The organism is Alkalicoccobacillus porphyridii (assembly GCF_007293315.1).
GTDB lineage: Bacteria > Bacillota > Bacilli > Bacillales > Bacillaceae_D > Alkalicoccobacillus > Alkalicoccobacillus porphyridii.
Genome location: NZ_VLXZ01000003.1, coordinates 191870 through 206446, shown reverse-complemented (window position 1 = coordinate 206446; position 14577 = coordinate 191870). Strand labels below are relative to the sequence as shown.

12 protein-coding genes are annotated in these 14577 nt (G+C 41.6%); 9 read left to right on the top strand and 3 right to left on the bottom strand.

Annotated features, from left to right (window positions below; all coding sequences use genetic code 11):
- Positions 1–12: 12 nt before the first annotated feature.
- From FN960_RS06340 to FN960_RS06330, 3 genes are read left to right on the top strand one after another with little or no spacing between them, the layout of a single operon-like run.
- Positions 13–1161 (top strand): ABC-2 transporter permease family protein, encoded by a 1149-nt coding sequence (locus FN960_RS06340; RefSeq protein ID WP_143847853.1) that lies wholly within the window; start codon positions 13–15, stop codon positions 1159–1161.
- Positions 1154–2044, top strand: coding sequence for an ABC transporter ATP-binding protein (locus FN960_RS06335; protein WP_143847852.1), 891 nt, complete (start codon positions 1154–1156; stop codon positions 2042–2044). Before FN960_RS06340 ends, FN960_RS06335 begins: the two co-directional genes overlap by 8 nt.
- A 10-nt stretch (positions 2045–2054) precedes the next feature.
- Complete coding sequence (locus FN960_RS06330) at positions 2055–2810, top strand: hypothetical protein (protein ID WP_143847851.1); 756 nt, start codon at positions 2055–2057, stop codon at positions 2808–2810.
- 466 nt (positions 2811–3276) lie between these two features.
- Here FN960_RS06330 and FN960_RS06325 read toward each other — a convergent pair whose 3' ends face one another.
- A complete protein-coding gene (locus tag FN960_RS06325; RefSeq protein WP_368854045.1) occupies positions 3277–3735 on the bottom strand; it encodes a GNAT family N-acetyltransferase in 459 nt (152 codons plus the stop codon).
- A gap of 228 nt (positions 3736–3963) precedes the next feature.
- Here FN960_RS06325 and FN960_RS06320 point away from each other — a divergent pair, with 228 nt between their 5' ends.
- Both FN960_RS06320 and FN960_RS06315 read left to right on the top strand, forming a co-directional pair.
- The gene (locus tag FN960_RS06320) at positions 3964–5553 is read left to right on the top strand and encodes a solute:sodium symporter family transporter (protein ID WP_143847849.1); all 1590 of its coding nucleotides are present in this window, start codon (positions 3964–3966) and stop codon (positions 5551–5553) included.
- 121 nt (positions 5554–5674) lie between these two features.
- Positions 5675–6424, top strand: a complete 750-nt coding sequence (locus FN960_RS06315; protein WP_143847848.1) for a hypothetical protein — start codon at positions 5675–5677, stop codon at positions 6422–6424.
- Positions 6425–6559: 135 nt separating this feature from the next.
- Here the strand turns inward: FN960_RS06315 and FN960_RS06310 are convergent, their stop codons facing one another.
- A complete protein-coding gene (locus FN960_RS06310; RefSeq protein ID WP_143847847.1) occupies positions 6560–7903 on the bottom strand; it encodes an acetamidase/formamidase family protein in 1344 nt (447 codons plus the stop codon).
- A 170-nt stretch (positions 7904–8073) separates the two neighbouring features.
- Here FN960_RS06310 and nagA point away from each other — a divergent pair, with 170 nt between their 5' ends.
- From nagA to FN960_RS06295, 3 genes are read left to right on the top strand one after another with little or no spacing between them, the layout of a single operon-like run.
- On the top strand, positions 8074–9282 hold the full coding sequence (gene nagA, locus FN960_RS06305; RefSeq protein WP_143847846.1) for an N-acetylglucosamine-6-phosphate deacetylase: 1209 nt from the start codon (positions 8074–8076) through the stop codon (positions 9280–9282).
- Positions 9269–10015: a glucosamine-6-phosphate deaminase gene (gene nagB, locus FN960_RS06300; RefSeq protein ID WP_143847845.1), complete on the top strand. Its 747-nt coding sequence runs from the start codon at positions 9269–9271 to the stop codon at positions 10013–10015. Before nagA ends, nagB begins: the two co-directional genes overlap by 14 nt.
- 3 nt (positions 10016–10018) lie before the next feature.
- Positions 10019–10741, top strand: coding sequence for a GntR family transcriptional regulator (locus FN960_RS06295; protein ID WP_143847844.1), 723 nt, complete (start codon positions 10019–10021; stop codon positions 10739–10741).
- A gap of 43 nt (positions 10742–10784) precedes the next feature.
- Here the strand turns inward: FN960_RS06295 and FN960_RS06290 are convergent, their stop codons facing one another.
- Positions 10785–11783: a pectate lyase family protein gene (locus FN960_RS06290; RefSeq protein ID WP_185970956.1), complete on the bottom strand. Its 999-nt coding sequence runs from the start codon at positions 11781–11783 to the stop codon at positions 10785–10787.
- A 456-nt stretch (positions 11784–12239) separates the two neighbouring features.
- On the opposite strand from FN960_RS06290, the gene FN960_RS06285 reads away from it, so the two are divergent.
- Positions 12240–14534 (top strand): glycoside hydrolase family 95 protein, encoded by a 2295-nt coding sequence (locus FN960_RS06285; protein ID WP_143847842.1) that lies wholly within the window; start codon positions 12240–12242, stop codon positions 14532–14534.
- The last annotated feature ends 43 nt before the right edge of the window (positions 14535–14577 follow it).

Below are 14577 nucleotides of genomic sequence, written 5' to 3'. Positions count from 1 at the left end.
AGGGGGGCATGTATGTTTAGGCGATTTGCTGCATTTGAGACAAAGCTATTGTTTCTTACCAAACGAAATTGGTTTCTCGGTCTTGTTGTTTTTTTATTCTTTGGCCTCTTTTACTACACCTATCACGATACAGACATGGAAAATTTATACCATGAAAAACAATATGAAAGTGGTTCGGTGAATTATCAGATTGATTTTTTCCCCGAGGACTTGAGGGAACAGCCTGAAGGCGAAGAGGTTTATCAAAATTTACTTGCAGAGTTATCCGCAGTGAATATGCAAATTTGGCATCTGAGGGAAAATGAGCTCGAAGAATACATTGAACAAGGAAGGCTAATTAATGCGAATAGATTAAGAAATTATGAGCTAGATAACATTGGAATACATGAACGATTGATTGTGCCGATAGAACAGATACATAAGGATGAGGCTTTTTTATCCTACATGGAAGAGCACCAATTGCCATTGATGACAGACGAACAGGGCTCTAGCGACTATCTAGTTGATGCGTTAACAACGATTAGTGGGCTCTATCTTTTTGTCTTTATTATTGTGTTTGCAAGCTCCATTGTTGTATATGAAAAAACACACCAAACGATCATGCACGGATTCCCTCTTTCAGCTATCAATAAGATTTTAGCTAAGTTTTCCGTTTATTTTACAAGTACGCTTCTTATTTTAGCACTTGGCATTGGAGTGGCCTTTCTCATTAGTTATTTAGAGGCTGGTACAGGAAGCTTTCTTTATCCAGTCACAATCTATTTCAATGGGGAGTACCAGGCAGTCTCAACGGGCATTTATATTTTCTATGTATTCGCTGGTTTAACGATTGGAATCGGGGCGGTTCTCTTTTTAACGATCCTGTTAAATATGCTTGTTAAAAATACGTACGCGACTATCTTTATTGCAATAGCTCTCTTTTTTGTCGCGGATCTACTAACTATTTTTCATTGGACGATTCCATGGCTTCATGTCTCTTCCTTTTTGGATGTACCCTATGTTTTATCGGGAGAGATGGCATTAGATTTAGGCAATAGTCAGGTTGATATCCGCTATGCAATGATTGTCCTTCTAGCCTTTATCTTTGTGCAATGGCTTCTAATCTCGTTGTTGCACAAGAAACCCTATCTTAACAAGCAGAGGAGTGAGAAGGTTGCTTGAATTAAAGAAAGTATCGATTGCATATAAAGATAAGCAGGTGCTTCAGAACCTTTCATTAACAGCTAAAAAGGGAGAAATTATCGGTCTGGTTGCCCCTAATGGAACGGGCAAAACAACGTTATTTAAAGTAATCAGTCATTCAATCAAACCGGACAGTGGAAAGGTCACCGTCGACAAAACCTATTCCTATCAGTCAGAGAAGCAGCAGGTCGCGATCCATAAACAGCTTACTACGTTCCCTGATCAAAGCGAATTATTTGCAGAGTTAACGGGCATGGATCACCTCAAGCTATATGCAGACATGTGGAAAGGCACAAGAACACATATCCCTACGCTTACTGCATCGTTAAAAATGGATCATTACGTTAAGAAAAAAGTTAAAACCTACTCGTTAGGCATGCGCCAACGCCTCTGCTTTGCCATGATGGTTGCCGCGGATACGAAAATTATGCTTTTAGATGAGGTCATGAATGGCCTAGACGTAGAGAATGTAGCCATTATTTCAAAGCAACTCCTTGATTTTAAGCAACAAGATAAGCTTGTCTTTGTTGCCTCTCACTTGCTTGAAAACCTAGACCTTTATGCAGATCGTGTTCTGTATCTACGGGATGGCCAATTTATCCATGAGCAACGATTTCATGAGAAACAGAGTGATTATATAAAAGTGGGCATCAAAAAAGATCAATACGATCAATTATGCGCAGCTGTTTCCTTGCCCGACAATCATGTATATTTGGCGAACCGATTATTATGTATTCCCTTTGATGTTCTGTCAGCCGAGCAACAGACAGAATGGATCCAACGGTTGTTAGAGTATAAAGGGACAGACTTAACCATAGGTCCGCTCGGTACATTAGAATACTACGAGAAATTCTATGCTTAAAGGGGTTCGTATGGATAAATGGTTTCTTTTTGGTCTATGTTTGGTATTCCTTCTCGGATGTCAAAGTAAAACCGACGAAGCGGAGGCATATGAGGAGAATGGAGAATTGTTAAATGAAGAGAAGGCGGAGATATTAGAGCGGTTTGGTGAACCACGGCCAGAGACCTCTGAGCGACCGGCTGCGAGTCCAGATGATTCGATCGTCATAGAAATGGAACAGGATGAAATGCTTCACGAACTTCAGGTGCCAACTGGACGCTATGCGATAGCAGATGGTGGTTGGATGATAGAGGGTGGAGAAGGGTCAGCGGGTAATGTATATATACACTCTGAAGAGGGTGAGCTGCTTTTCCATGATACATTATATGGACCATTTTATAGTACGTATGTCATCGCAATGACGCTAGAAGAGACGGACACCGTATCCTTCGATGGACTGCAAGCTCTCGTTTTACAGCCTTTAGCCACTGAATATACAAGTGAACTCTTCTCTGGAGTTTGGGAGGTTGGACTAGATATTGAGCCAGGCACCTATCAAATCACCCCGAACGTTGCAGGCATTGCTAATCTAGAGTTGTTCACTGCCGGAGCTGAACCTCGAGTGTTTGAAATCATTGGTTTAGAAGCAGAAGGTCAAGAGCAAATGGATGAAATGCCTGAAGATACCGTGGAAGCAACTTCAGTCACGCTTACATTTGGAGAAGGAGATACTCTGAGAGTAACAGGTATGGCACGTATATCTCTGGAGAGGGTAGAGGACGGATAATATTTTGTTTCTTCGGCTGCCGCTCCCGAAAATGGGGGCACGCTTACCGCGGGAAGGTAATGAGCTAACTCGACTCCGTCGATTTATCTCATTGAACCTTTTCATCCCGCAGGTGTCGGCCCTCCATTTTCGTCCGCTTGTTTTAAGGTAGGTATCGGTATTACTATTTACACAATAATAAGGACTTGACTCGCAGTGTGGAAGTTTACCAAGACGAATTTAGGTTAAAGCAAGAAGAGTTGAGTTAATACTAAGAAGAATTGAGCTGTTACCAAGAGGGAATCGGCTTTACCAAGAAAATCTGCTGTCTATCCAAGAACGATAGGCTTTTTACCAAGATCGAAAGCATGTTACCAAGAACTTTGCTGGAGTTACCAAGAAGATACATATACTTACCAAGATTATCGTACGCTTCAAAAAGAGGAGAAGGCATCATATGATGTCTTCTCCCTCTCTTTCATTCTCCCTAAATGGTCAACTGGTAATGATAAAAATCTTGATCACGCTCATAGCCATGTTTATTGTAGAGGGCTTGCGCTGCATGATTATGAATAGCGGTACTTAAGCTTAAACGTGTAACGCCTTCACGAAGTGCGTGCTCTTTCGCACTTGCTAACAGGATATCCCCAATTCCCATCTTTCTCGCTTCCTCCAAAACAAACAAGTCATTTAGAATAAGTGCTTTTTGCATCGCAATGGATGAGAACGTAGGGTAGAGCTGCACAAACCCAACATAAGATCCTTCCATCTCAGCTATAAATATCGTGGAGTCCTTTTGCTCCAGTCGTTCACGTATGTATGAAACAGCACCATCTATATTAGAAGGTTGATGATAAAACTGCCGATACAAATTAAATAGATAGGCAACCTGCTCAATGTCATTTGTCGTAGCTTGATAGATCTTCATGTCCTCACTCCAGATCATCTTTTATTCCTATTGTATGGAAATTTATTTTAGTGCACAACTAAAATAATATTGATGCAATGAAAACACTTAATATCCACACTTATATCCACAAATTATAACACCTCCATTCCCACACAAAAATTTTATTTTCAGGTAAGCGCACTCAATGGTTTAACGATAAATAAAAAAGGAAAGATAATGTCTTATACAGATTATTACATTGTCATATGATAGGGAGTGGTTGGATTGGGCATATTTTCAGTGGTCACATTTGTTGTATTGGTGGCTGCCATCTGGCTGTTCGCTTATAAGCGCAGTAGAGGAGTCGATTTAACAAGCTCTGAAGGCCTTTTTTTAGGTGGTCGTAGTTTAACTGGAATCACCATTTCTGGTAGTGTTGTTATGACCAATTTATCCACAGAACAAATAGTGGGTCAAAATGGACAGAGCTATGAAACTGGGATGGAAGTGATGGGGTGGGAGGTAACGGCGGCGATAGCCATCGTTGCACTTGCATTAATCTTCCTACCAAAATACTTAAAGCATGGCGTTGATACGGTCACAGATTTTATCGAAATTAGGTTTGATACGGCGACGAAACGAATTGCCTCGTTATTATTTATCTTTACATATGTTATTTCGTTTTTACCTGTGGTTCTGTATTCGGGTGCCTTAGTATTTAACCAAATCTTTTCGATTGAAGGCATATTAAATGTTTCATCTCTTGTCGCTATTTCGCTAATCTCCGGAGTTATCGGGGTGATTGGTCTGCTCTATTTATTAATTGGTGGGTTAAGACTAAGTGCTTTTAGTGATACAGTCTATGGGTTCGGACTTTTAGTAGCTGGTCTTTCCATACCGATCCTCGGATTAATTGTACTCGGAGATGGCAGTTTTTTAGGAGGGTTTGAAACGATTCGAGAGCAAACCCCAGAGAAATTAAATTCATTTGGTGCGGTTGATTCTCTGATGGTGCCATGGCCTACGCTGTTTCTTGGGTTGTTCTTTAATAACTTGTTTTTTTGGTGTACCAATCAATTAATTGTGCAGAAGGTCTTGGCGGGACGAGATTTAAAAGAAGGGCAAAAAGGAGCTCTTTATGTAGGGTTCTTTAAAATCTTTGGTGCTCTGTTTTTAGTATTTCCGGGAATAGTTGCTTACAACTTCTTCGGGGACTCAGTAGAACCAGCAGATAATGCCTATCCTATGCTTGTGACGGAAATTCTTCCAGAATGGATGCTTGGTTTTTTTGCAGCTGTCATTTTTGGAGCGATTCTAAGCTCATTTGTTGGGGCATTAAATGCAACGACGACATTAATGACGTTGGATTTTTATAAACCGTTAAAGAAAAATGCAACGGATGCTCAGGTTGCCAGAGCAGGAAAGATGTTTACGATCATCGTTGGGCTGATTTCAACAATCATCGCCCCATTGATTTCATTCGCTCCGGCTGGATTATTCCACATCGTCCAGCAGTTTAATGGGTTGTATAGCATGCCGCTTTTGGCAGTCATTATTCTTGGATTTTATTCTAAATATGCCACACCGTTTGCTGCAAAGGTGACATTTATTTTCCACTTAATCGTATATAGCTCCACGCAGCTGTTTACGGATATTCATTATCTGTACGTGTTTAGTGTCATATTCTTTGTGGACTTGCTTTTACTTTGGGCCATTAGCCGCTTTCAACCTTCAGCCAAAACGTTTACCTTTCCAAAAGCTGAAGTTAAAGTCGATCTGACTCCTTGGAAGCATGCAAAGTGGCTCAGTGCAGTCATTGTCATCATAGTTCTCTTAACCTATTGGGTCTTTTCTCCATGGGGGATTGCAGCATAAATTAAGTGACTAAATAGACTCTTAGTGAAAATACTAAGAGTCTGTTTTATCTATCATTTGATATTGCTCATCGCTTCACATATGGTATGATAAAAGAAAACAAAAGTGGGGAAAGTTCTCTATGGAGAAGGGTTGGCTCTCGAGAAAGCTTCAGGCTGCATTTTTTGCTACAAGCATGCTATCTATCTACTTATCAGCCGACTATACTATTGCCATACGTGAGCAATATTTATATGAGCTAGGTACTCATTTTTTATCGTGGCTTATGATTTATTTTGTGTATAGCGGTGTCGTTATCCTCATATACGGATCATTAGTATCCATATTCATTGAGTGGGTTGATCGAACATTTATTCAGATGGCCGGCTGGATATATGTGTTGATACACGGACTGTTCGGTCTGCCCTTTGGTTTAATTTCATCCTTTAATGGAGCAGTGATAGGTGGGGCAGCTGCTTTAACTTATGGATTGATAGATTACTTTATTAGAAAAAAGAGACCAAGGTTCTTTACGTTGCCCTCGATTCCTCTTATAGTAGCCGTTGCTATAGCCTTTATTCTTACAGGGCTCTCGCCCGAGCAACCTCCATTTACTAGGCAGGATGCCATAGTAGAGGCCCATGCAGCTCGTGATGTAGAGTATGATCACTTTCCAAAAGAAGAAGGAACTTGGACGAGTGTTATTAATGGGTACGACGTGCAACAGGAAGTGACTGTTAATGAAATTGACAATGAAGTCTATATTGTTACCTTTCGGGAAACATGGGAAAAAGGGTTAGATCAGGGAGAATGGAACTGGTCATATGAAGTGAGTAGAGGTGCGGTGGCGAGTAAGGGAGGGCGTGAGCAAACACCAGGCTACTATCAGTAAAATATTTCTTGAAATGCTCAAATAGACCCGAGATGCGCGAATCTAGCACGTGCATGCTCAAAAGTCTTCACACGCCCACCGCACGCCACACAAAAAAACACAGTGACCACGGTCTGCCACTGTGTTTTCCTTATATTAATTTCTTAAAGCTCTGAGTCTCCTACTTACTAGGAAAAAGATAGCTCCTACTAGTAGTAATCCAGCGCCAATCACAAGCCAGCCTCCGTTGTTCGTTGCGGTATCAGGCAAGGTTTCTCCATCTTGAGCCTCAACTTTATTGGCAAAATCGGACTTGCGGATCATGCCATGAATGCCTTTTGTGATATCAACAACCTGTGAGACTTCGTAATCCGTCGCAGCACTTAGGTAGGCATAAGCTTTAGCGCGGTCCATGCCTAGTTCATCCTCTAGGAAATCAATGGATCTTCTTGTCGCATCCTTCATCGCTTCGTTTAGATCTTCATCTAGTCCAATTGGGATCCAGAATTCATCCGTTTCTCCGAATGGGTGTGTGAAGTCATCTGCATTACCTGGAATTCGTTCATCTCCCTGCTTGAGTACAGTTAAGCGAAAGGTTGTGCGCAATGAGGCTTCAAGTGCGGTAAGGGCTACTTCCCCATCCCCTTGAGCAAAGTGAGGATCTCCTGTGTAAAACATTGCCCCCGCTACTTCAACTGGTAGATAGAGGGTGGCTCCTGCTGTTAGGTCATTAATATCAATATTTCCGCCTGTATGAGTAGGGGGGACGGAGTGAACCTCTTCATCGGTATCCGTAGCTACACCCATCATGCCCATAAATGGATCAATTGGAAAATGTACATCTTCTCCAATAATCTCTCCATACCATTGACCATCAATCAACTCAATCGGTGTAAATAAGGAAACATTATTATAGAGTTCGGGTTGATCTGCACTTGCCCCTTCTTGTGGCCCTTCGTTCTCTGGGAATTCTTCTGGCAGAGCCCCCTTGTAATGCCGATTTGAGATGACTCCGTATGGAACACGTGGTGTCAGGGCGAGAATATCAACCTTTAACACATCTCCGGGTTCAGCGCCTTCAATGGCAACAGGTCCGGTAACGATATGTGGTCCGTGATCATCAAAATCGTGATCAATATCTGAATAGGCAATGGTCTTAGCTTCTTCAAGGATTTCATCTTCACTAATTCCGTACTCGGCAAAATACTCTACTGGATCTCTGCCTTGATCATCCAAAATGCCTTCATGTGATACGGTATCAACGGTAATCGTCTCACCCGAAGATATCTCCATCACGGCTTCTGATTGGCGGTTCGGCAAATGCCCCCAACTAATCGTATCTAAATTAGATGGTAAGAAATGATCTCCGTCCAAGTTGTAGTCATTATCCTTGTTTAATGGGAAAGGGATGGACTCGGCAGATGCAACATTAGGCTGGTACATGGATAGAGTCATGGTAACGATACATAATACACTTAATGCTTTGCTTTCTCTTCTCATGCTGTTCACCTCTTCAAGTTAGTTATCCCTTCACCTTAACAGCTTGTCTAGGTGCCATTGTTTCAGTGCGATAGATTATCTAACGTACTTTTCTCTTCTTGACGGAGAAATTAAAGGTAGGTATAGTAAGGAAAAAGAACTGGTATAGACAACTATATTAGGGGGTTAATATGGAAAGAGTCAATGTTTTAACAAACATTAATTTATATATAGAAAAGCAGACGATAGAAAAGGGATTTCTTATACTAGCAGATGGTTTCATTCATTCGTTTGGACCCATGAAAGATTGGGCAGAACCTGATAATTCATATGACATATTGGACTTTAGCCTACAACCACATATAAAAGCTGTTCCGGGATTTATTGATATTCATACTCACGGGGCAGGCGGGGCAGATGCCATGGATGGCAATTACGATTCCTTTGAGACAATGGCAAAAACACTTCCGCAAGAGGGAACAACAAGTTTTCTAGCGACCACCATGACGCAGAGTAAAGAAGCAATTACAAAGAGTTTAGAGAATGCAGGTCAGTACATCCTTCAGCAGAAGAAGGTTAGAGGAGCAGAGGTACTTGGTGTTCATCTAGAAGGCCCCTTTATTAATCCAGACATGGCAGGAGCACAACCAAAGGAACACATTATGCCTGGAGATATATCCTTATTTCAAAAGTGGCAGCAAGCAGCGAACCAGCAAATAAAATTGGTTACATTAGCACCAGAGCAGGAGGGTGGAGCTGAGTTACTTAACTATCTAGATAAACAAGGAATTGTTGCATCCATTGGTCATTCAAATGCGAGTTGTCATGAAGTAGATACATTTGTTCAAGCGGGAGCAAAGCAAGTAACGCATTTATTTAATCAAATGAGTGGTCTTCATCACCGCGAACCGGGAGTAGTGGGTGCTTGTTTTTTAGAGGACAAACTAAAGGCTGAGCTGATTGTAGACGGCATTCATGTAGATCCTAGGATCGTAAACCTAACCCTCCAACAAAAGTCATCTGAGAATATTATCTTAATTACAGATTCGATTCGTGCAAAGGGCTTAGAAAATGGCATCTATGATCTGGGTGGACAGGATGTGTACGTGGAGAATGGGAGAGCGAGTCTTGTAGATGGCACACTTGCTGGTAGCCTTTTACGAATGGATGAAGCGATAAGAAATATGCTTGAATTTACAGGGTGTTCCTTAGCAGATGCAATTAAAATGGCCTCACTCAATCCAGCAAAACAGTTAAATATAGATGATCGTAAGGGTAGTATTGCCGTTGGAAAAGACGCCGATATCGTGATCCTTAACGATAAAAATCGAGTGATGCTGACATTTTGTCGGGGGCAGCTTGTGTATAATGGAATGGAGGAAAAGAATGAAAATCATTGAAGTACAGAACTATGATCAGATGAGTCAGCAAGCGGCAAAAATCATCATTGAGACCGTTCAGGATCGACCGCAAACAGTGCTAGGATTAGCAACTGGAGGAACACCACTTGGTACATATACGTATCTTGTACGGGACCATCAGCTGAATGGGACCTCGTATAAACAGGTGCATACGGTTAACTTGGATGAGTATGTCGGCAAAGCCCCAAGCGACGAGCAGAGTTATTCGTATTACATGAATAAACATCTCTTTGAACCTGCGAATATACCAAAAACTCAAACGTATTTACCAAATGGTTTAGCGGCGAATCTTGAAGAGGAAGCAGAGAGGTACACTCACACACTTCAATCACTTGGTGGTGTGGATCTACAGCTTTTGGGTATTGGGAAAAATGGTCATATAGGTTTTAATGAGCCTGGAACAAGCTTTGATTCAGAGACACATGTCGTTCAGCTAACACCGTCAACCCGCCAGGCTAATGCCAAGTATTTCTCAAGTGAATCGGAGGTCCCAACACAGGCTATCACACTCGGTATTGCCACCATTATGAAAGCCAAACGGATCTTGTTAATTGTAAGTGGGATAGAAAAAGCAGAGATTCTTTACCAGTGTTTATATGGACAAATAGATGAACAGATTCCGGCATCTATTTTGCAGAAGCATCCTCATGTTACGATTATTGCCGATCAGGAGGCATTATCAGTAGTCAATCAAAAAGCGGAGGCGCACTAATCAATGATTAATAAAAAATCACATCTTCCTATTTATTATCAGCTTGAGGAAGAAATTAAGAAGCTGATTGAAGAGAAGCAATTGCAGCCGGGAGATCTCATTCCTTCAGAGCGAGAGTTCTCAGAAACACATGAAATCAGTCGAATGACCGTTCGTCAGGCAATTAATAATCTGACAAGTGAAGGCATCCTCGAGAAGCAGCGTGGAAAAGGTACATTTGTCGCTCAAGCCAAGCTAGAGCAATCGTTGCAGGGCCTTACTAGTTTTTCAGAAGAAATGGCAGCCAGGGGAATGGAACCAAGCTCTCGTATGTTGAGCTTTCAGAGAGTTAAAGCAACAAATCATGTAGCTAACAGGTTAGAGGTGGAGGAAGGCACTGAGATCTATGAAATTAAACGAATTCGTCTGGCAGATTCAATTCCAATGGCTTATGAAACTTCATATATGCCCGTAACTCTTCTCCCTCGTTTAACGGAAGAGGTGGCCTCCCATTCATTATATGGGTACGTCGAAAATGAACAGAAACAAAGCATTAAAAAAGCGACTCAATCCATTGAGGCGAGTTCTGCTACAAAAGAAGAAGCAACGATCTTAGAGATTGAGGAAAAAAGCTCTGTGCTTTTATTTCATCGTACGGGCTATCTAGAAAATCAAAAGCCATTTGAGGTTGTAAAATCGATCTATCGAGCGGACCGCTATAAATTCTTCATCCAATTAGAACGATAAAAAAGCCGCTCCCCGGGAGAACGGCTTTTTTTAAGGCTTGATACTATGGTGAAACCTTTCCTACTCCAGCATTTTGGCGGACGACGTCTTTTACCTGACTGACAGGCGTCACCTGAAATGAATAAGGCGGGTTATATGTTGTCGTAGAAGAGGTCGGAATGTCACCAGTAGACTGACTAAATGTATTGTTGATTAGATGCCAATAACCAACCTGTCTACTGTCACGGCTCGTAATTGGATTACGAGCATTCTCAAACGCGTTCTCTTCAATACGTATCTGAGCTCCCATTCGTGAGTTAATTCCCGTTTCAATTATGTTGCTGTAGTAGTTACTAAAAATATGAGCCTCACCGAAGCGCACAGATGGGACACGAGAGTTTAAGTTCTCAAAGTAGTTATTATGGAATGTGATTTTCCGGTTATATGAATCAGTATCTGATGAACCCATCAGCATGCTTTTCCAGCTGTCATGTACATAGTTCCACGAGAATGTGATGTAATTAGCATTTCTTTTTACATCAAATAGACCATCGTAATAATCCTTATGCACATCTAAGCTATTGTAAAGCTCATTGTGATCGACCCAGATGTTATTAGAAGGTCCTTCAATACTGATGGCGTCTTTATCACCGGTGTTTACACGATGGATCTTTAAATTACGAATGATGATATTATTCGCACGCCATACTTTGATTCCAATTCCATTAAATTCACCGCGTGTCCCCACACCTAGAATGGAAACGTCGTTTATATCTTTGATGTCAATTTTACTAGCTGATGTATTGGAAGGGGTAATCGTGCCATTCACATAAATCGTTAGAGGGGTATTGTTTGGTTTGTTCTTTAACGCTGCAAGTAGTTGATCTCCTGTTGTCACGGTTACAGTTGTACCACCAGCACCACCGGTTGTACCACCAGCACCACCGGTTGTACCACCATTCAGTGTCGCAAAACCTTGCATGGCAAAATTAGCACTTGTTATGTTAGCGCTTTCATTTTCTGCATTGACGGGAGCAGTAAACAGACCTAACATGAGCACCATGGCAATGAATACGGAGAAGATTGACTTCAACTTTCATCCCTACTTTCGCATAGTTTAGTTTTTTAAGGCTAGGCACAGACAACTCAACTACCTGCTTCTCCTTCCAACTAATTTTATGTGAACACTATAGGCCTCACCCCGCATGTATAAGATATCCTAAGAGTAGCACGATCTGTAAAAAGCAGACATTGGGAAAAAATCTCCTTTTGCATCAGAATGTTTGAGTGCAGATGCCTGATTGTTCACTTCTGACAGAAACAGTTGTTCTTTTAAGAATAATTAATTTCAATATTCCATCCTGTTTTATTCTGAAAATTCCGTTTCCGACTTCCATTGAATTAACCATCATGGTAGCATTAAGTTTGATTATAATGAAAGCGCTTTATTAGAGCTCTTTTACTAATAAAATCATAGTCATATCCGTGAAATTAAGTGGAAAAAGGGGACGATTATTAGATGTCAGAGCACAAGCTGTGGTATTTACAACCTGCTACGAAATGGAATGAAGCATTACCTGTGGGCAATGGAAAGTTAGGAGCAATGGTTTTTGGGCATGAATCTAAAGAACAAATTCAATTAAATGAGGACTCGATTTGGTACGGTGGTCCGCGGAATCGAAACAATCCGGATGCGTTAGCCAATCTTCCAAAAGTAAGAGAATTGCTTTTCTCAGGGAGATTAAAGGAAGCTGAGGAGCTTGCTGAATTAGCTTTGACAGGTGTACCTGAAAGGCAACGTCATTATCAGCCGTTAGGGGAGCTTTTTCTAACCTTTGATCATGATCATACAGAGACTTCAGAATATACACGAGAGCTAGATCTAAACACGGGAGTAGTCAAGGTATGTTATGTATATGAAGGTATTGAATATCAGCGGGAGATTCTGGCTAGTTTTCCTGATGAGTCGCTTGTCATCCGTTTAACCTCATCTAAGCCGAACTCTATTTCATTTAAAGCGATGCTGGATCGGAAACAGGGTACCAACCTAGACGAATCCAAGGTGTTGCCTGGTCAACGTTTGCTTATGGGGGGCGTGACCGGCGGAGAGGATGGCATCCGTTTTAAGAGTATATTACAAGCCTCAACTGAAGGGGGCAGTGTACAAACGATTGGTAATCGCCTTATTGTCAAAGATGCGGATAGTGTCACGCTATTTTTAACGGCTGCTACCTCCTATCGGCATAAAGATCCTACTCAGTGGTGTAACAATCAATTGGATCGAGTCAGCTCTAAAACGTACAAACAGATAAAAGATAACCATATAAAAGACTATCAAGCTCTGTATTCTAGAGTAGAATTAGGTTTAGGAACACATGACGAGGCATTATCTCATCTGCCAACAGATCAAAGGCTTGATAAAGTAAAAGCCGGAGAGCCTGATAACGGGTTAATAAGCTTATACTTTCATTATGGAAGATATCTGCTCATTTCCTCTAGTAGACCTGGCTCTTTACCCGCGAATCTTCAAGGAATATGGAATAAAGATATGCAGCCTGCTTGGGACAGTAAATTTACGATTAATATAAATACACAGATGAACTATTGGCCAGCTGAGGTGTGCCATCTATCAGAATGTCACGAACCGTTATTCGATTTAATTGAGAGGATGAGGGTGACAGGTCGTGAAACGGCAGAATCTATGTATGGCTGCAGGGGCTTTGTTGCTCACCATAATACAGATATTTGGGCGGATACCGCTCCACAGGACCTACATATGCCTGCCACCAACTGGCCTCTTGGGGCAGCGTGGCTTAGCTTGCATCTGTGGGAGCATTATGAGTTCACAGGGAATCTCTCTTTTCTCAAAAAATCCTATGAGACAATGAAAGAAGCGGCGCTGTTTTTTGTTGATTTTCTTGTGGAGAATGATCAAGGCAGAATGGTTACAGCGCCATCTGTTTCTCCAGAGAACGTCTATATTTTGCCAAACGGAGAATCAGGTACACTTTGTGTAGGTCCTTCAATGGATAGCCAGATACTACACGCGCTCTTTTCTCGTTGTATACAGTCTAGTGAATTATTAGATAGTGATCATGAATTTGCCACTGATTTAAAAGAACTACGCTCAAAGCTTCCTACCCCAGAGATAGGTGGAAGAGGGCAAATTAAAGAGTGGCTTGAAGATTATGAAGAAGCAGAGCCTGGCCATCGTCATATTTCTCAATTATTTGCTTTGCACCCTGGAAATCAAATTACGGTAAATAAAACGCCTGAACTAGCTGAGGCCGCTGTGAAAACACTCAAGGAAAGGCTAAAGCATGGTGGTGGTCACACTGGTTGGAGCCGGGCGTGGATTATCAATATGTGGGCACGCCTTGGAAAATCTGATCTAGCCTATGAGCACACCCTTGCTTTACTAAGCCATTCTACGTTGCCTAACCTCTTTGATAATCACCCACCGTTTCAAATAGACGGGAATTTTGGAGGGACAGCGGCTATTGCAGAAATGCTTGTACAAAGCCATGATCAAGAGCTTCACCTATTTCCAGCCTTGCCGGATGAATGGTCTGAAGGCTCTGTGAAGGGGTTAAAGGCACGAGGTGGATTTGAATTAGAACTAAAATGGGCGGATCATTCATTAAAAAGTGGAGAGATTATCAGTCACTTGGGTGGCGATTGTCTCATTAGAAGTTTAACTCCTATACGAGTTAAAAACAAAGAAGGGCACGATGTTACTACCAACCAGTTTGATACGGACGTTGTTTCATTTCATACAGAGCAAAACCAGCGCTACACGGTGATTAGTGCTTAAAAGAGAAGAGCTTATATAATAAGAGCCTAACAATTAAGAGGAG

Excerpts from the sequence above, each read along its gene's own strand:
- FN960_RS06295 (WP_143847844.1), top strand. The coding sequence starts at position 10,019 with ATGATTAATAAAAAATCACATCTTCCTATTTATTATCAGCTTGAGGAA.
- nagB (WP_143847845.1), top strand. The coding sequence starts at position 9,269 with ATGAAAATCATTGAAGTACAGAACTATGATCAGATGAGTCAGCAAGCG.
- FN960_RS06310 (WP_143847847.1), bottom strand. The coding sequence starts at position 7,903 with ATGAGAAGAGAAAGCAAAGCATTAAGTGTATTATGTATCGTTACCATG.
- FN960_RS06285 (WP_143847842.1), top strand. The coding sequence starts at position 12,240 with ATGTCAGAGCACAAGCTGTGGTATTTACAACCTGCTACGAAATGGAAT.
- FN960_RS06290 (WP_185970956.1), bottom strand. The coding sequence starts at position 11,783 with ATGGTGCTCATGTTAGGTCTGTTTACTGCTCCCGTCAATGCAGAAAAT.
- FN960_RS06315 (WP_143847848.1), top strand. The coding sequence starts at position 5,675 with ATGGAGAAGGGTTGGCTCTCGAGAAAGCTTCAGGCTGCATTTTTTGCT.
- FN960_RS06340 (WP_143847853.1), top strand. The coding sequence starts at position 13 with ATGTTTAGGCGATTTGCTGCATTTGAGACAAAGCTATTGTTTCTTACC.
- FN960_RS06330 (WP_143847851.1), top strand. The coding sequence starts at position 2,055 with ATGGATAAATGGTTTCTTTTTGGTCTATGTTTGGTATTCCTTCTCGGA.
- nagA (WP_143847846.1), top strand. The coding sequence starts at position 8,074 with ATGGAAAGAGTCAATGTTTTAACAAACATTAATTTATATATAGAAAAG.
- FN960_RS06325 (WP_368854045.1), bottom strand. The coding sequence starts at position 3,735 with ATGATCTGGAGTGAGGACATGAAGATCTATCAAGCTACGACAAATGAC.